At 66.5% G+C, this 17,118-nt stretch carries 16 protein-coding genes; 9 read left to right on the forward strand and 7 right to left on the reverse strand.

Features of this window, described 5'->3' with window-relative positions; all coding sequences use genetic code 11:
• Positions 1-33 precede the first annotated feature (33 nt).
• A complete protein-coding gene (locus P9A17_RS30950; RefSeq protein ID WP_278042626.1) occupies positions 34-855 on the forward strand; it encodes a BtpA/SgcQ family protein in 822 nt (273 codons plus the stop codon).
• Here the strand turns inward: P9A17_RS30950 and P9A17_RS30955 are convergent, their stop codons facing one another.
• The gene (locus P9A17_RS30955; RefSeq protein WP_278042627.1) at positions 856-1,338 is read right to left on the reverse strand and encodes a helix-turn-helix domain-containing protein; all 483 of its coding nucleotides are present in this window, start codon (positions 1,336-1,338) and stop codon (positions 856-858) included.
• A gap of 97 nt (positions 1,339-1,435) precedes the next feature.
• Between P9A17_RS30955 and P9A17_RS30960 the strand changes: the two genes are divergently transcribed.
• A complete protein-coding gene (locus P9A17_RS30960) occupies positions 1,436-2,635 on the forward strand; it encodes a thiolase family protein (RefSeq protein ID WP_278042628.1) in 1,200 nt (399 codons plus the stop codon).
• A gap of 73 nt (positions 2,636-2,708) precedes the next feature.
• Here the strand turns inward: P9A17_RS30960 and P9A17_RS30965 are convergent, their stop codons facing one another.
• From P9A17_RS30965 to aspS, 3 genes are read right to left on the reverse strand one after another with little or no spacing between them, the layout of a single operon-like run.
• Positions 2,709-3,158, reverse strand: coding sequence for a nitroreductase family deazaflavin-dependent oxidoreductase (locus P9A17_RS30965; RefSeq protein ID WP_278042688.1), 450 nt, complete (start codon positions 3,156-3,158; stop codon positions 2,709-2,711).
• Between the two features lie 23 nt (positions 3,159-3,181).
• The gene (locus P9A17_RS30970; RefSeq protein ID WP_278042629.1) at positions 3,182-4,105 is read right to left on the reverse strand and encodes a DUF4436 family protein; all 924 of its coding nucleotides are present in this window, start codon (positions 4,103-4,105) and stop codon (positions 3,182-3,184) included.
• 39 nt (positions 4,106-4,144) lie between these two features.
• Positions 4,145-5,929 carry an aspartate--tRNA ligase gene (gene aspS, locus P9A17_RS30975; RefSeq protein ID WP_278042630.1) on the reverse strand — a complete coding sequence of 595 codons (1,785 nt, stop codon included), beginning with the start codon at positions 5,927-5,929 and terminating at the stop codon, positions 4,145-4,147.
• A 147-nt stretch (positions 5,930-6,076) separates the two neighbouring features.
• Between aspS and P9A17_RS30980 the strand changes: the two genes are divergently transcribed.
• Complete coding sequence (locus P9A17_RS30980) at positions 6,077-6,592, forward strand: SRPBCC family protein (protein WP_278042631.1); 516 nt, start codon at positions 6,077-6,079, stop codon at positions 6,590-6,592.
• Here the strand turns inward: P9A17_RS30980 and P9A17_RS30985 are convergent.
• Positions 6,589-8,088, reverse strand: a complete 1,500-nt coding sequence (locus P9A17_RS30985) for a carboxylesterase family protein (protein WP_278042632.1) — start codon at positions 8,086-8,088, stop codon at positions 6,589-6,591. The genes P9A17_RS30980 and P9A17_RS30985 overlap by 4 nt on opposite strands.
• Positions 8,089-8,164: 76 nt before the next feature.
• Between P9A17_RS30985 and P9A17_RS30990 the strand changes: the two genes are divergently transcribed.
• Complete coding sequence (locus P9A17_RS30990; RefSeq protein ID WP_278042633.1) at positions 8,165-9,055, forward strand: neutral zinc metallopeptidase; 891 nt, start codon at positions 8,165-8,167, stop codon at positions 9,053-9,055.
• Positions 9,048-10,676, forward strand: a complete 1,629-nt coding sequence (locus P9A17_RS30995; protein WP_278042634.1) for a DUF885 domain-containing protein — start codon at positions 9,048-9,050, stop codon at positions 10,674-10,676. The genes P9A17_RS30990 and P9A17_RS30995 overlap by 8 nt, the downstream gene beginning before the upstream one ends.
• Here the strand turns inward: P9A17_RS30995 and P9A17_RS31000 are convergent.
• A complete protein-coding gene (locus P9A17_RS31000) occupies positions 10,673-11,545 on the reverse strand; it encodes an acyl-CoA thioesterase domain-containing protein (protein ID WP_278042635.1) in 873 nt (290 codons plus the stop codon). The genes P9A17_RS30995 and P9A17_RS31000 overlap by 4 nt on opposite strands.
• Positions 11,546-11,654: 109 nt before the next feature.
• On the opposite strand from P9A17_RS31000, the gene P9A17_RS31005 reads away from it, so the two are divergent.
• From P9A17_RS31005 to P9A17_RS31020, 4 genes are all read left to right on the forward strand, one after another.
• On the forward strand, positions 11,655-12,272 hold the full coding sequence (locus P9A17_RS31005) for a TetR/AcrR family transcriptional regulator (protein WP_278042636.1): 618 nt from the start codon (positions 11,655-11,657) through the stop codon (positions 12,270-12,272).
• A 119-nt stretch (positions 12,273-12,391) separates the two neighbouring features.
• A complete protein-coding gene (locus tag P9A17_RS31010; protein ID WP_278042637.1) occupies positions 12,392-13,621 on the forward strand; it encodes an amidohydrolase family protein in 1,230 nt (409 codons plus the stop codon).
• Between the two features lie 17 nt (positions 13,622-13,638).
• On the forward strand, positions 13,639-14,775 hold the full coding sequence (locus P9A17_RS31015) for an acyl-CoA dehydrogenase family protein (RefSeq protein WP_278042638.1): 1,137 nt from the start codon (positions 13,639-13,641) through the stop codon (positions 14,773-14,775).
• Complete coding sequence (locus tag P9A17_RS31020) at positions 14,772-16,046, forward strand: acyl-CoA dehydrogenase family protein (RefSeq protein ID WP_278042639.1); 1,275 nt, start codon at positions 14,772-14,774, stop codon at positions 16,044-16,046. Before P9A17_RS31015 ends, P9A17_RS31020 begins: the two co-directional genes overlap by 4 nt.
• On the opposite strand, the gene P9A17_RS31025 is transcribed toward P9A17_RS31020, so the two are convergent.
• Positions 16,043-17,065, reverse strand: a complete 1,023-nt coding sequence (locus P9A17_RS31025) for an Rv2578c family radical SAM protein (RefSeq protein ID WP_278042640.1) — start codon at positions 17,063-17,065, stop codon at positions 16,043-16,045. The two genes, P9A17_RS31020 and P9A17_RS31025, sit on opposite strands and share 4 nt — an antisense overlap.
• Positions 17,066-17,118: the final 53 nt, after the last annotated feature.

Below are 17,118 nucleotides of genomic sequence, written 5' to 3' on the forward strand. Positions count from 1 at the left end.
CCACGATTCACCTGTTAGAGAAAGGCACCTTCAGTGACCACCACCTGGCTCGACGAGGTCTTCAACGTCACGAAGCCCGTCATCGCCATGCTCCACCTGTCCGCACTGCCGGGCGATCCCGGATTCGACTCCGCGGCCGGCATCGCCGCCGTCGTCAACAGGGCGCGCACCGAACTCGAAGCGCTGCAGAGCGGCGGCGTCGACGGCGTCATGATCAGCAACGAGTTCAGCCTCCCGTACCTGACGAAAACCGAACCCATCACGGCGATCTCGATGGCCCGCATCATCGGCGAACTGCTGCCCGACATCTCGGTGCCCTACGGCGTGAACGTGCTGTGGGACGGCCGCGCGTCGATCGACCTCGCGGTCGCCACCGGCGCGAAGTTCGTGCGCGAGATCTTCACCGGCGTGTACGCCAGCGATTTCGGGCTGTGGAACACCAACGTCGGCGAGGTCGCACGGCACCGCGCCCGCGTCGGCGGATCCCATGTGAAGCTGCTGTTCAACATCGTCCCGGAGTCCGCGCAGTACCTCGCCGACCGTGACCTCGCGTCGATCACAAGGACGACGGTGTTCGCGACGCTGCCCGACGCGATCTGCGTCTCGGGTGCCACCGCGGGTGCGCCGACGGACACCGAGGCGCTGCGGATCGTCAAGTCCGCAGCCGGGGACGTTCCGGTGTTCGTCAACACCGGTGTGCGGGCCGAGAACGTCGCGACGCAGCTCGGCATTGCCGACGGTGCCGTCGTCGGCACCTATTTCAAGAAGGACGGCGTGTTCGCCAACGCCGCCGAGAAGTCTCGCGTCGAAGAGCTCATGGGAGCCGCCAGGGAGTTCCGCGCCGGCCTCATGTGATCACGGCTCGTCGCGGTTCCGCCTGATCAGCTTCACCCCCAGCTCCTCAGGCGGAACCGGATGGCCGTCGGCACAGACGATCTCGACGCTCGCCTCGGCTCCGCAGCCCAGGTGGGTCATCCGCAACGAGGTGTCGTCGAGGTGCTTGCGACCCCATTCGAACATCGACCACACGACCGGCATGAACTCCGTCCCCGCTTCGGTGAGCACGTATTCATCGCGGACGCGCTGGCCCGGCTCCTGGTACGGCTGTTTGGTGAGCAGGCCGGCGTCGACGAGCTCCGAGAGCCGCGCCGACGTCGCCGCTTTGGTGATGCCGACGCGCCGCGCGAAGTCGTCGAACCGGGTGGTGCCGTAGTAGGCCTCACGCATGATCAGCATCGCCGATTTGGTGCCGACGAGCGCCATCGTCTTCTCGATCGGGCAGCGGCCGACGGCTGACCACTTCGTGCGATCGGCGAGCACGCCTTGCAGGACTGTCATGTACATCACTCCACGGCTGGGTTGTTCCGACTAAACCTAGGTGTTACATCTAAGTATAGAGAGCAGTACTCAGCGCCGAGTCGCCTAGGAGAAGAACATGGCTGAATATTCAGACCGCGACGCCGTCATCGTCGGTGCCGTCCGCACACCCGTCGGCAAGGGAAAGGCCAGCGGCGCACTGCATGACGTGCTGCCCGCCGACCTGCTCGCCCACAGCCTGCGTGAACTCATCAAGCGCACCGGCGTGAACCCGGCCGAGGTCGACGACGTCATCGCAGGCGCTGTGACGCAGGTCGGCGACCAAGCCGTCAACATCGCCCGCAACGCGCTGCTCGGCGCCGGCTTCCCCGAGACCGTGCCCGGCACCACCGTCGACCGCCAGTGCGGCAGCAGCCAGCAGGCGATCAGCTTCGCCGCCCAGGGCGTGCTCGCCGGGGCCTACGACATCGTCATCGCAGCCGGCGTGGAATCGATGAGCCGTGTCCCGATGGGATCGTCGGTGCTGCCGGGCAGCAACCCGTTCGGTGCCGACATGGCCGCGCGCTACCCCGACGGCCTGGTGGCCCAGGGCATCAGCGCCGAGCTGATCGCGGCCAAGTGGAACCTGTCGCGCACCCAGCTCGACGAGTTCTCCGCCGAAAGCCACCAGAAGGCGGCCCGGGCAACCAAGGACGGGCTCTTCGACAACGAATTGGCCCCTGTCGCGGGGCTGACCCACGACGAGATCATCCGCCCCGACACGACCGTGGAGACGCTGGCCGGGCTGAAGCCCGCGTTCTACAACGAGGCGATCGGCACGCGCTTCCCGCAGATCGGCTGGGAGATCACGCCGGGCAACTCGTCGCCGCTGTCGGACGGCAGTGCCGCGGTGATGATCACCAGCGGCGCGGTGGCCCGCAGGCTCGGTCTGCGTCCGCTGGCGCGGATCCACACGACGGTCGCGGTCGGTTCCGACCCGCTGTACATGCTGACCGGCGTCATCCCGGCGACCGAGAAGGTGCTGGCGCGTTCGGGCCTGAAGCTCTCGGACATCGACCTGTTCGAGGTCAACGAGGCATTCGCGCCCGTGGTGCTGTCCTGGGCGAAAGAAATCGGCGGACGATCTGACTCCGACCTTCTTTCAAAAACCAACGTCAACGGCGGCGCGATCGCCATCGGGCACCCGCTCGGCGCCAGCGGCGCGCGCATCATGACGACGCTGGTCAACGCCCTGGAGCAGCGCGACGGACGCTATGCGCTGCAGACGATGTGTGAGGGCGGCGGCATGGCCAACGCCACCATCATCGAACGGCTCTGAGCCCGCCGAACGTGGGGCGTGTGTACGCAATTACACGAATTCGCGTACATAAGCCCCACGTTGGGGAGAAGCCCTAGGCCCGGGTCAGCTCGAACAGCGGGATGGCCCGCTCGGTCTTGGCCTGGTACTCGGAAAAGACGGGCGCGAGCGCGGCGAGCTTCGGGTACGTCGCCTCGCGCTCGTCATCGGGCAGCTCGCGGACGTCGACGTCATAGGCCTCCGTGCCGACCTCGATGTATGCCTTCGGGGTGGCTCGCAGGTTGTGCACCCAGGCCGGATGCTTCGGCGCACCGGCATACGAGCCGACGATGATCATCTTGCCGTCGATCATCAGGTAGGCCAATGGCGAGAGCCGCGATTTGCCCGACTTCGCGCCGGTGGTGTGCAGCAGCAACAGCGTGCCGCCTTCGAAAGGGCCGCCGACCTTGCCGCCGTTGGCGCGGAACTCCTCGACGATGTTGCGGTTGAAGTCGTCCAGCGCCGCAGTGTCGGCGACCAGTTTCGCCTTGTCGGTGTCCGACATGGGTGCGGCATCCTGCGAATCTGTCATTTCTTGTCCAGCTTCTCGTGCGGGTTGAGTATTCCGGGTTCGGCCTTGGTCTGTTTCCACCACGCGGCGATGAAGAGGACCATCGCGGCGGCCAGGGCGGTGAGCACCCAGACCACGATGGCCAGATCGATCCAGGCGCCCGAGGGAGGATTGCCCGGCAACAACCCACGCAACGGGACGACGGCGAACAGCATCGCCGCGAACCACGTGATGAACGGCGGCTGGAACTTGCGCCGGTTGCGCACCATCTCGATGGCCACGAACAGAGCTGTCGCGGGCAGCGCGAGCAGGACCAGCAGGATGCCGATGTCCACCGCGAGCGCGCCGCGCGTCCGCTCCATCGAGAAGAGCACGGTCTGCAGCTCTCCCTCGGAGGCGTCCAGCGTGCCCATCTCACCAACGATGTTCCACCCGTTGACATTTCCCGCGACAACGATGGGAGCGTCGATACGGCGCTGCTCCGACCCGGTGCCGACTGACAACTGCACCCCGATGGTGTCGGTCGAGTAGTGGTCCAGCGGGTAGGTGTCCGGGTCTCCGACAGCGACCAGCGTCGCACTCGACTCGTTGCCCACCAGATCGTCGTGGACGTAGATCAGCTTGCCCGTCTCGGTCCACGAACTGAGGCGGACGGTGTACACCGGCGGCGGGCCGGCCGCCGCGATCTGCAGGTCGGTTCCGGGATGGACGAGAACGTCGACCAGCAGGTTGTTCTCGGCCGCCGCGACGTCGCGCAGCCTGATGATGACCACCGTTTCACCGGTGACCGCCGATTCGGAGAACTCGAAGTGGTGTGGCGGCGGGTCCAGCACGTTGTAGCCCACAAGCGATCCGATGTAGATCGCAACGATGGCGAGCACCGTCGTCAGGACGGTTCTGCGGCCTGATCGCGAACGGGCCGGCTCCGCGTCGGGCTGCACGCGCGGATCGTACCGTGGTGCGTCCCCGGAATCCGGTGACTACGCGCCCTTGGCGCCATCCTTGTTGCCCGGCTTGGCGTCGATGCCCGATTCCTTGCGCTGCTGCGGCGTGATCGGGGCCGGCGCTTCGGTCAGCGGATCGATACCGCCGCCGGACTTCGGGAACGCGATGACTTCGCGGATGGAGTCCAGTCCGGCCAGAAGCGCGACGATGCGGTCCCAGCCGAAGGCGATGCCGCCGTGCGGAGGGGCACCGAAAGTGAAGGCGTCCAACAGGAATCCGAATTTGTCCTGGGCCTCGGCGTTGTCGATGCCCATCATCGCGAACACCCGCTCCTGGACGTCGCGGCGATGGATACGGATCGAACCCCCGCCGATCTCGTTGCCGTTGCACACGATGTCGTAGGCGTTGGCCAGCGCGGTGCCCGGATCGGTGTCGAACGTCGCCTCCGATGCCGGCTGCGGCGCCGTGAATGCGTGGTGCACCGCGGTCCACGCGCCGGAGCCCACGGCCACATCGCCGGACGCGGCCGCATCGTCGGCGGGTTCGAACAGCGGCCAATCGACGACCCACGTGAACGCCCAGGCCGCAGGGTCGATGAGATCGAGGCGTTTGGCGATCTCGATGCGCGTGGCACCGAGCAGCGCCCGGCCGGCCTTGGGCGTGCCCGCCGCGAAGAAGATGCAGTCACCCGGCTTGGCGCCGACGTGGGCCGCCAGTCCGTCGCGCTCGGCATCGGTCAGGTTCTTGGCGACGGGACCGGCCAGTTCGCCGTCCTCGCCGATGAGCACATAGGCCAACCCCTTGTGGCCGCGCTGCTTGGCGAACTCCTGCCAGCCGTCCAGTGTGCGCCGCGGCTGCGACGCGCCGCCGGGCATGACGACCGCACCGACGTAGGGCGCCTGGAACACCCGGAACGTCGTGTCCTTGAAAAAATCGGTGCATTCGACCAGTTCGAGGCCGAACCGTAGATCTGGCTTGTCGGAACCGAAGCGTCGCATCGCCTCGGAATAGCTGATCCGCGGCAGGGGCAGCGGCAGCTCGTAACCGATCAGCGCCCAGATCGCCCGCAGGACCTGCTCGGACACCGCGATGACGTCGTCGGCCTCGACGAAGCTCATCTCCATGTCCAGCTGCGTGAACTCGGGCTGGCGGTCAGCTCGGAAATCCTCGTCGCGGTAGCAGCGCGCGATCTGGTAGTACCGCTCCATGCCCGCCACCATGAGCAGCTGCTTGAACAGCTGCGGACTCTGCGGCAGGGCATAGAACGATCCGGGCTGCAGACGAGCGGGCACCAGGAAGTCGCGCGCACCCTCCGGCGTGGACCGCGTCAACGTCGGCGTCTCGATCTCGATGAAGTCATGCTCGGCGAGAACACCGCGTGCTGCGGCATTCACCTTGGAACGCAACCGAATTGCGTTGCCCGGCACCTCGCGGCGCAGATCGAGGTAGCGGTACTTCAGCCGCGCTTCCTCGCCGGCGGTCTCGTCGAGCTGGAACGGCAGCGCGGCGCTCTCACCCAGCACCGTCAGCGATGTTGCGTTGACCTCGACCTCGCCGGTCGGAATCTCGGCGTTCGCGTTGCCCTCAGGACGAATCTCGACGACGCCGGTGACCGCGACACAGAACTCCGAACGCAAGCGATGCGCCTGTTCGAGCACCTCACCACTGCGGAACACCACCTGCGCCACCCCCGACGCATCCCGAAGGTCGATGAAGATGACGCCGCCGTGGTCGCGGCGACGCGCGACCCAACCGGCCAGCGTCACCGTCTGACCGGCATCGGCAGGTCGCAATGAACCGGCGGTGCGGGTGCGCAGCACAAAAACTCCTCGTGGATGGACCGGGGGCGAGCGGCAGCGACGGGGAAAGCATCGCGGCGAGTGACCAGTCTAGAGGGGCAGGATCCGCGCGATTCGCCCTGCCGGGCAGCGCCCGGGGTGCAGACCAACCACCATGCCCTAACGTGTATGGCCATGCATGCTTGCGAGCGCGTCGGCCTCGATTTCATCGACACCGCCCCCTACCGGTTCGTCAGCACGGTCGACCTCGCGATCACCCCCGAACAGCTCTTCGAGGTCCTCGCCGACGAGACGTCGTGGCCGCAGTGGGCCAGCGTCATCACCAAGGTCGCCTGGACGAGCCCGGAACCACGCGGCATCGGCACCACCCGCACCGTCGACATGCGCGGCGGGATCACCGGCGACGAAGTTTTTCTGGCATGGGAACCGTTCACGCGCATGGCTTTCCGCTTCAACGCGTCGACCACCGGCAGCATCTCGGCGTTCGCCGAGGACTATCGCATCGTCGCCACCGAGCAAGGGTGCCACCTCACCTGGATCATGGCGATGAAACCGAACGGCCTCGCAGGCCGGTTCGGTTTGTTCGTCGGGCGGCCGGTCATGGGCCGGATGTTTCAGAGCTTCCTGCACAAACTGCGGACGTACACCGACGAGAGATTCACCGCGTCCGCCGACTCCGCCTAGTAAACGGCCGACCAGGCCGACCTCCGGTCGCTGTCGGGATCCGACGACACGACGTCGCGGGTGGACGTGATCAGACGGGTCAGACGTTCGCCGGTCTCGTACAGCGGCCAGTGGTCGGCGTCGACGTCCTCGGTGTCGCGGGCGAAATCCAGCCAGGTGCGTTGCATCCGGCGTCCGACGTCGGGCTGGATGCGACGGCCCAGCGGGTGCAGTTTGCGGCCGATGAACGACGCGTAGCTGTGGTGGATGTGCACGATCTCACTGCCGTGCGTGGCACCCAGCCCGAGCATGCGCAGGCTCAGCCCGAAGTGGTCGAACCGGTACATCCGCGTCGGCGCGTGCTCACCGTAGGCGTCGGCGAACGCCCAGGCCGGACCACCGAACATGGCGTCGGAGCCGAGCGCGATCAGCGCGCCACGCCGGGGATACTGCGGATATGCCTGCAGCACTTGCTGTTTGGCGTCGGGTGCCACCCTGTCGAAGAAGCCGTCGATGGAAGCCTGCGTGGTCGGCAGCATGGGCGGCTTCGTCCACGCGAACATCGACGCTTCGTGGCTGTTCGTGCCGATGATCAACGGCACACGCGCGATTCGGCCCTGCCGGGCGGCCTCCACGGGTTCCAGCGGCAGCAAGTCCGTCCCGTGCGTCAGTCCGTAGGCCAGCGTCGGCGTGGTCTTGGCGCTTTTCAACTGCAGGATCCCGGCGGCTCGGCGCAATTGGCGCTGGGGAAGAGATTTCACCTCGGCGACATCGACCCCCAGCCGTTGCACGAACTCATGCGTGTTGGCCGCGCGGAACTCCCGATCGGCGATCAACGGCAACGCCGGACTCTGCGCGATCGCGCGGTGGAACAAGCCGGCCGCCGCGGGCGCGGCCATCAACGCCAGCACCGACGTCGCCCCCGCCGACTCCCCGAACACCGTGACCTGGTCGGGATCCCCGCCAAAGGCCGCGATGTTGTCCTGCACCCAGCGCAGTGCTGCGATCTGGTCGCGCAACGCCAGGTTGTCGTCGAATCCGTCACCGAGGTCGCTCAGCTCGAACCCGCCGAACACCCCGATCCGGTACGTCACATTGACCACGACGACGTCACCGTTGGCGGCCAGCCGCGACCCGTTGTACAGCTGGAACTGCCCGGCTCCGTAGACGAACGCGCCGCCGGGGATCCACACCATCACCGGCAACGCGGCAGTGGTGTCCGGCGACCACACCGTCAACGTCAGGCACGCCTCGTCACGCTGCTTCGGGTCGTCGCGCCCACCACCGACGAACGACTTCGCCTGCGGAGGCAGCGGCCCGTGCTCGGTCGCGTCACGTACTCCCGCCCAGGGTTTCAGCGCCTCCGGCGCCAGGAACCGGCGCTCCCCGACCGGCTGCTCTGCATACGGAACACCGCGCCACACCCGGATGCCGCCTTCGGTGTCGCCCCGGAGGTCCCCTGAGGGAGTGGACAGAACCACCGAATCTCCGGCGACATCTCCCTCGACGAAGGCCACACCGAAATCCTAGTGTGCGAAGCTGGACTCGCCTGGACGCCAGCCGGGCCTGCGAGCATCGATCGGAGGTGGCGCGATGACCTTCAACGAAGGCATGCGAATCGACACCAGCACGACATCGAGCAGTGGCGGCGGCCGCGGCCCAGGGCGGGGAATCGCGATCGGCGGCGGCCTGGGCGGGCTGGTGATCGTCGTCGTCGCGTTGTTCCTCGGCGTCGACCCCAGCTCGGTGCTGCCACAGCAGCAGATGGACACCCAGGGCGTCGAGGCACCCGGGTTCGACCTGAGCCAGTGCCAGACGGGCGCCGACGCCAACGACATCGTCCAATGTCGTGTCGTCGCCACCGGCAATTCACTCGACGGAGTGTGGGCAGACCTGATGCCGGGGTATACGCGACCCCATGTCCGCTTGTTCGAAGGAGGCGTCGACACCGGCGGCTGCGGTTTCGCCGACAGCGCCGTCGGCCCCTTCTACTGCCCCGGCGACCAGACCGCGTACTTCGACACCGGCTTCTTCGACGTCCTCAAGAACCAATTCGGGTCCAGCGGTGGGCCCTTTGCCGAGGAGTACGTCGTCGCTCACGAGTTCGGCCACCACGTCCAGGATCTCCAGGGCGTGTTGGGCCGCGCCCAACAGGACCCGACCGGCCCGACCGGCGGCGGTGTCCGCACCGAGCTGCAGGCCGACTGCTACGCCGGCGTGTGGGCCCACTATGCGTCGATCACCAATCAGGAAGGCACCGACGTGCCCTTTCTGAATCCCTTGAGCGACAAAGACATCGCCGATGCGCTGTCGGCCGCTTCAGCGGTCGGCGACGATCGGATCCAGGAGGCGGCCACGGGTCGGGTGAATCCGGAATCGTGGACACACGGATCGTCCGAGCAGCGGCAGAAGTGGTTCACCACCGGCTATCAGACCGGAGATCCGGCCAAGTGCGACACGTTCGCGACGAACAACCTTGGGTAGGCCGACCACCGCGGTCGATGCGCTCGCCGAGCGGTACCTCGATGTGTCGGCTGCCCTCGATCCCTGTGCGGCAACGGAATCGGGTATCGCAGGCCACGATGACGAAATCACCGATTACTCGCCCGAAGGCGTGACTGCCAGGGTCGACGCCGCCAAGTCCGCGCTGCGCGAACTCGACACGACCCAACCCGCGGACGCCGTCGACGTCGTGACCATCGCCGCGATGCGCGAGCGGCTCGGCGTCCTCGTCGACATGCACGATGTAGGGCTCGATGTCGGCGAACTGAACGTCATCGCCTCGCCGCTGCAGACGATGCGCGACGTGTTCGACTTGATGGCCACCGACACCGAGGACGACTGGGCCACGTTCGGCCGGCGGCTCGCCGTGATCCCGCAACGGGTTGCCGGGTACGCCGACGCCCTGAGAAAGGCTGCCGCCTCGGGCCATGCTCCAGCTGCCCGGCAGGTGCGCCGTGGTATCCAGCAGGCGGGACAGATCGCCAACCTTTTCATCGACATGGTGGCGGACTCCGCACCCGGCAATCCCATGTTGGCGGCCGAAATCCGCCAGCACGCCGAGGGTGCCGCGAATGCCTACGCGTCGCTGACGACGCTGCTGCGCGACGAAATCGGTCCGCACGCCCGCGATGTCGACGGATGCGGGCGTGACGCGTACGCGGTGATGTCGCGCACGTTCCTCGGTGCCGCCGTCGATTTCGACGAAGCCTACGACTGGGGAATGAACCAGTTGCGCAGCATCGTCGCCGAGCAGGACGAGATCGCCAACCGGCTGTATCCGGGTGCGCCGGCGGCCGAGGCGTTGCGCCGGCTCGACACCGAGGACCGCTACCTCGTCCACGGCACCGACGCGCTGCAGCAGTGGATGCAGGAGCTCTCCGACCGCGTCGTGGAAGCGTTGGCCGACAAACACTTCGACATCGCGCCTGAGTTGCGCAATCTTGAGTGCCGGATCGCGCCGACGCAGACCGGCGGGATCTACTACACCGGGCCGTCCGAAGATCTGTCCCGGCCGGGACGGATGTGGTGGTCGGTACCGCCAGGCGTGCACACGTTCCACACCTGGCAGGAGACCACCACGGTGTTCCACGAGGGTGTGCCGGGACATCACCTGCAGATCGGCCGCGCGGTCGTGCTGGCCGACCAGTTGAACCGGTGGCGGCGGCTGGGTTGCTGGGTGTCCGGCCACGGCGAGGGATGGGCGCTCTACGCGGAACGCCTGATGGCCGAGCTGGGCTGGCTCGAAGATGCCGGTAACCGGATGGGAATGCTTGACGCCCAACGTTTCCGGGCTGCCCGCGTGGTCATCGACATCGGCGTTCACTGCGGCTTGAAGGCACCCGACGGCGGCGTCTGGGACGCCGAGCGCGCGTGGACGTTCCTGCAGGCCCACAGCGCCATGGCCGAGGAGAATCTTCGATTCGAGCTGGACCGCTACCTGGGGTGGCCAGGCCAGGCGCCGTCGTATGCCATCGGCCAACGCATCTGGCAGCAACTACGCGACGAGACGCTGGCCCGCGGCGTGTCCCTCAAGGACTTCCACAGCCGCGCCCTCGATCTCGGCGGCCTTCCGCTGGACGTGCTGCGGTCGGCGCTCGCCTAGAGCCGCGATTGCTCTTTGATCGCAGTGTCGGTGGTGCGCAGCGGGCGGATCAGCGCATCTTGGGTGAACGATGCGATCAGCTCACCTTCCTCGGTGTGCACCGCACCCCGGACATAGGACATGCCCGCGCCGACCTGCGTGCTCTCGTGGGTGTAGAGCAGCCAACCGTCCCAGCGCACCGGCTCGTGGAAGCTGACCGACACCGTCATCGGCGCAGTCGAGACGGTGACATGCGACTGGCTTGTCCCGATGCCCTCATGCGCCCGCATCGTCGTCGAGATACCAAGGTGTCCGGTGAAATACGCGATCAACGCCTTCGCCAGATCGTCCCGCGACGGAATCGGGTCGTAGTGCAACCAGGCATACAACTCGGGCGGGCCGACCTCGTCGGGGCTGTTGACGTCGACGACGTCGACGAGGCGAAGTTCACGCCCCGCCATCGGCATCGGCGACTCGTTAGAGTCGGCCGGTGCCGTCACGTCGGGTTTGGGCAGATGGTGGCGGATGACGTCGTCGGTCGGCACGTCGGCGAGCACCGTCGTGGTGATGCACCGCTTGCCGTTCTGCTTGGCCGTCACGATGGCCGTTGCCGTGGAACGGCCTTCGCTGACCACGTCGATCTCCAACTCGACAGGGCCGGCCGCCACCATGACGGCCCGCGCGAACACCGAGTAGACCGACCGGATCGATTTATCCGGAAATCGCTTGGCCGCAGCCACAATCGACTGCGCAAGAACCTGGGTGCCCTCGACGACCTGGCGTTCGTCCTCACCGGCCGGACCCGTCTGCGCCGTGAAAGTGGCCTCCCCCGCCGATTCGGCATCGAACAGGTCGAGCAGTGCCTGGACCGTCCATTGCGCCTGTGTCATGTGCTCATCGCCTCCACTCGGTGACCGTCGGAGAGAACAGTAACTGAGGTTCCCCGAAAGCGGTAACGTCATTACCATCGGGGATCCGGACAGGAAAGGGTGGTGCGCGATGGCTGCCAAGTCTCAACCAAAGGCGCTCGCCGCCACCGACACCGAGTCCCGCGCCAATCGCTTCATGCGCTCTGCGCTGGACATTCTGGGCGAGACCGGCCGCACCGATTTCACGGTTCTCGAGGTCGTCGAGCGGTCGAAGACCTCCCTGCGATCCTTTTATCAACACTTCGCCACGAAGGACGAACTGCTGCTTGCGTTGGTCGAGCGGATCATGGCCGACGCCACCGAACGGTGGCGCGTAGAGGCCGATTCGCTGTCCAGTGGCGATGCGCTGCGGCTGCTGATCGAGCGGATCAGTGCCCCCGCGGAGTCGAGCACGCAGGACAGCATCAACCGTGGGCTGACCTACTACAACGATCATCTGCTCGAGACGCGGCCCAAAGAGTTCGCCAAGGTGCTGACTCCGCTGCATCGGCTGATCGCCGACATCCTGCGACGCGGCATCGCCGAGGGCGCGTTCCGGGCCGACCTCGACGTCGACACCGACGCGGCGATCCTGATGCAGACGGTGCTGGGCGCGTTGCGGATGCGCGACCTCGGCGCGGAGCTCAACGATGTGCCCATCGAGGGAATCCACGTGCACACGTTCTGCCTGCGCGGGCTGGCGCGATAGCCCGCTGAACAGCTAAAACACGGTCTGGCGTCGTTACACTTCCGCGTGGTAATGTCGTTACCACTAACGGTAATGCCATTACCGCTTCATGCAAATACGACGCGCCAGGAGAGCCCACCATGCCGTCACGCATCCTCGACTATCCGGTGTTCGACGCCGACAACCACTTCTACGAACCCAAGGAAGCGCTGACCAAGTTCCTTCCGGACAAGCGCAGAGGCGTCATCGACTACATCGACGTTCACGGCCGCACCAAGATCATGGTGCGCAACCACATCAGCGACTACATCCCGAACCCGACGTTCGAGGTGGTCGCCCGCCCGGGCGCCCAGGAGGAGTACTTCCGACACGGAAGCGGTGGCAAGAGCTTCCGCGAGGTCATGGGCAAGCCGATGAAGGCGATCCCGGCATTCCGCAACCCCGAGGCCCGCCTCGAGGTGATGGACGGGCTCGGCCTGGACTACACGCTGATGTTCCCCACGCTCGCCTCGCTGGTCGAAGAACGCCTCAAAGACGATCCCGAGCTCATCCACGACATCGTCCATGCGCTCAACGAATGGATGTACGAGACTTGGCAATTCAACTACGAGGACCGAATCTTCTCGACGCCGGTCATCACGCTGCCGATCGTCGACCGCGCCCTCGAAGAGCTCGAATGGTGTCTTGAGCGGGGCGCCAAGACCGTCCTGGTCCGGCCCGCACCGGTCCCCGGGTTCCGCGGCACGCGGTCATTCGGCACCGAAGAGTTCGACCCATTCTGGGAGGCCTGCGTCAAAGCCGGCATCCCCGTGGCCATGCACGCCTCCGACAGCGGGTACGCCGAATACCTCAACGACTGGGAACCCGCCGACGAGTACCTGCCATTCAAGCCGACGGCATTCCGCATGGTGTCGATGGGCAAGCGTCCGATCGAGGACAGCATGGCAGCGCTGGTGTGCCACGGCGCGCTGACACGCAATCCCGATCTGCGCATCCTGTCTATCGAGAACGGCGCATCCTGGGTGCCGTACCTGTTCCACCAGTTCGAAGACGTGTACTCCAAGATGCCGCAGGCATTTCCGGAGAATCCCGTCGAGGCGTTCAAGCGCGCCGTCTACGTGGCGCCGTTCTGGGAGGACGACTTCAAGCAGATCTCCGAACTGTGCGGTATCGACCGCACGATCTTCGGCTCCGACTGGCCGCATCCCGAAGGCCTCGCCGACCCGATCAACCTGGTCTCCGATCTCGAGGCTCACGGCCTCGACGACGAGGGCGTCCGAAAGGTGATGGGCAAGAACATGGTTGATCTGTTCGGGGTGGACAACAAGGTCGTCTACAAACCCGACGTGCCCGCACTCGTCATCGCCTGAGAGGCAGAACAACTCGTATGACCGACCTGGCAAATCCGGAACAGCTGCTGTTCGCCTCGACCACCCAGACCTTCCTGGAGAAACAGGCGTCCCTGACGCATGTGCGCGGCCTGCACGCCTCGGGTACGTCGTTTCAGCGCGAATGGTGGCAGCGCGCCGCCGAACTGGGCTGGACCAGCCTGCTCGTGCCCGAGGATCTGGGCGGTGGCAGTGTCTCCGGAGACGGCGTGGCCGACCTTGCGCTGGTCGCCGAGGAGATCGGCCATACTGTCGCGCCCGGCCCGCTGCATCCCGTCAGCGTCGTCCTGGCGGGTCTCGTCGAAGCGCCGGAGGGACACGAGGATTCGATCGAGAGACTGATCGCCGGCGAGCTGATCGCATCGTGGGCGGTGTACGAACCTCGGCGTCCGTTCACCCCCGCGCAGGCAGCCACCACGGCGACCCGCACCGACTCCGGGTACTGCATCGACGGCGTCAAAGATCGCGTCGAGGCGGGCACCGACTGCGATGCTGTGCTGGTCGTGGCCACATGCGACGGTGAGCTGCGTCAGTTCCTGGTGCCGACGGACGCGCCGGGCGTCTCCGTCACGACCCAGAACTCCGTCGACATGGTGAAACGTTACGCGCGAATGCAATTCGAGAGCGTCGACGTGGACGAGTCCGCTGCCGTCGGCACCGCCGAGCAGACCGCGGCGATCATCGAACGTCAGCGGCAGATCGCGCTGGTCCTGCAGTGCGCCGAGATCGTCGGCATCCTCGACTCGGTGCTGGCGATGACCAACCAATGGCTGTCCGACCGGCACAGCTTCGGGCGGCCGCTGTCGTCGTATCAGGCGCTCAAGCACCGCGCCGCCGACATGAAGCTCTGGTTCGAGGCGTGCCGCGGCACCACGGCCGGAGCCGTCAAGGCGGTCGCAGAGCGCTCACCGGAGGCCCCGATGTTGGCCAGCGTCGCGAAAGCCTATGTCGCCGAGCGTGCCCCGGTGATGTTGCAGGAGTGCGTTCAACTGCACGGCGGCATCGGCGTCACCTGGGAACACGACCTGCACCTCTATCTGCGCCGGGTGGCGCTGTACCGGGCCGTGTTCGGATCGCCCGAAGACCATCACCGCGCTGTCTACCAACTGAGCAAGAAGGCCGAGGTTCCGGCATGACCGACACTGTGACGTCCGCACAGACGACCGAGTCGGTGGCCGAGTTCGCGGCCCGCGCCCGCAACTGGCTGGCCGAGAACATGCCGCGCATCGATCCCGAGCACCCGCCGTTCTCGGTGCGCGCAGAACAGGAGTCCTGGGATCGGGCAAAGGAACTCCAGAAGCGCTTGCACGAGGGCGGGTTCGCCGGAATCTGCTTCCCGCGCGAGTACGGCGGGTTGGGCTTGGACCACGCCTACCAGCGGGCATTCAACGCCGAGTGCCGCAGCTACGAGATGCCGCTGATCCTCAACGTCCCGACGTTCACGATCTGCGCCGCGACGATCCTCGACGTCGGTAGCGAAACCCAGAAACGCGAACGCATCTCGGCGGCGATCCGCGGTGACGAGATCCTGGTTCAGCTGCTCAGCGAGCCCAGTGGCGGATCCGACCTGGCGGGCGTCATCACCCGAGCCGACCACCAGGACGGCAAGTGGGTCATCAACGGCGCCAAGACCTGGAGCACGAGTGCCTTCGCCGGTGACTACGGCCTGCTGCTGGCCCGGACCGACTGGACCGTGCCCAAACACGAGGGCCTGACGATGTTCCTCGTGCCGCTGAACTCCCCCGGCATCACCATGCGCCGAATCAAGGAGGTCAACGGCAACGAGGAATTCTGTGAGGAGTTCTTCGACGGCCTCGAACTCGGTGAGGACGCCGTCGTCGGCGAGGTGAACAAGGGCTGGGAGGTCGCGACTCGCCAGCTGCACCACGAACGCCGAGCCGTCGGCGGAGGTTCCGAGTTCGCCAGTGGCACAGCCGCCGAGAACGCCAGCGAGATGCCGCCCGACCACGTCGGCCTCGCTGAGGCGACGGGCCAGGGCGACGATCCGCGCATCCAGGACCTGGCCGGCCGCGCCCTGACCCGCCGGATCGTCAAGGAACAGCTCATCGACCATGTGTTCCATGCGATCTCGAACGGCTCGCTGCCACCGAACGCCGGCACGCTGATCCGCCTTTTCCACGCCGAGACCACTGAGCTCGAGGTCGACACCGCGCTCGCCATCGCGGGCACCGCGGGCGTCATCGACGAAGGCTCCGACGCTGATCCGGCCCTCGGCGACTTCGCGGAGATCGGGGTGCGGTACCTGTCCCGGCAGACCGGCTCCCTTGGCGGCGGCAGTTCGGAAATGGCCCGCAATGTCATCAGCGAACGCATTCTCGGCTTCCCGCGCGAGGCGGCCGCCGACCGTGGTGTTCCGTTCAATGAGGTCAAGCGCAACAAGAGTTAGAACAGGGCCGGCTGAAACGCGTCCTCCGCTGCGGCGGGCGGTGCGGAGGCGGGCGCCTCACGGAACGCGCGACCGTCTCGCGCCAATCCGTGCTTGGCCACCAGCGGGGCGGCGCGCTGCGCCAGCATCGACCGGTATTCCGCCGGCAGGTAGGCCCCGCGCCGGTAGAGGTGCCGGTACTGCCCGACCAGGTCGGGGTAGGCCTGCGCCAGCCAGTCCATGAACCAGCCGCGGGTGCTGCCCCGTAGATGCAGCCCGAACACGGTGACGCTGGTCGCCCCTGCGGCGGCGATCCTGCCCAGCAGGTCGTCCAGGTGTTCCTCGGAATCGGTGAGCATGGGCAGGACGGGTGCCACCATGACGTGGCAGTCCAGGCCTGCGTCGCGGATCGCCGAGATCAGACCGAGCCGCGCCGCAGGCGTCGGCGTGCCCGGCTCGACGCGATCGTGGATCTCCGGATCGCCGACAGCCAGCGAGACCGCCACGCTGACATCGACCCGGCGCGCCACCTCGGTGAGCAACGGCAGGTCCCGCCGTAGCAGCGTGCCTTTGGTCAGAATCGAGAACGGGGTACCGAAATCGGCCAGCGCGGCGATGATGCCCGGCATCAGCGCGTAGCGGCCCTCGGCACGCTGATAGGGGTCCGTATTCGTGCCCAGCGCAACGGTTTCCCGCGTCCACGACGGCCTGCGCAGTTCGCGGCGAAGGACCTCGGCGACATTGGTCTTCACGACCACCTGGCTGTCGAAGTCGCGACCGGAGTCGAAGTCGAGGTACTCGTGGGTGGGCCGGGCGAAACAGTATCGGCACGCGTGCGAACATCCGCGATAACCGTTCACCGTGTACTTGAACGGCAGCATCGACGCGGCGGGGATCTTGTTCAGCGCCGACTTGCAGAGCACCTCGTGGAAGGTGATGCCCTCGAACTGCGGCGTCCGGACGCTGCGGACCAAACCGATACGCTGCAGGCCGGGCAGCGCGCCGTCGTCGACGTCGATTGCCTGCCCCGCCCAACGCATAAGCTATGCGAACATATGTTCGACATGCTGTCAAGCAACCCGCTGTAAAATCG

Origin of the sequence: Mycobacterium sp. 236(2023) (assembly GCF_029623955.1) — a bacterium.
Lineage (GTDB): Bacteria > Actinomycetota > Actinomycetes > Mycobacteriales > Mycobacteriaceae > Mycobacterium.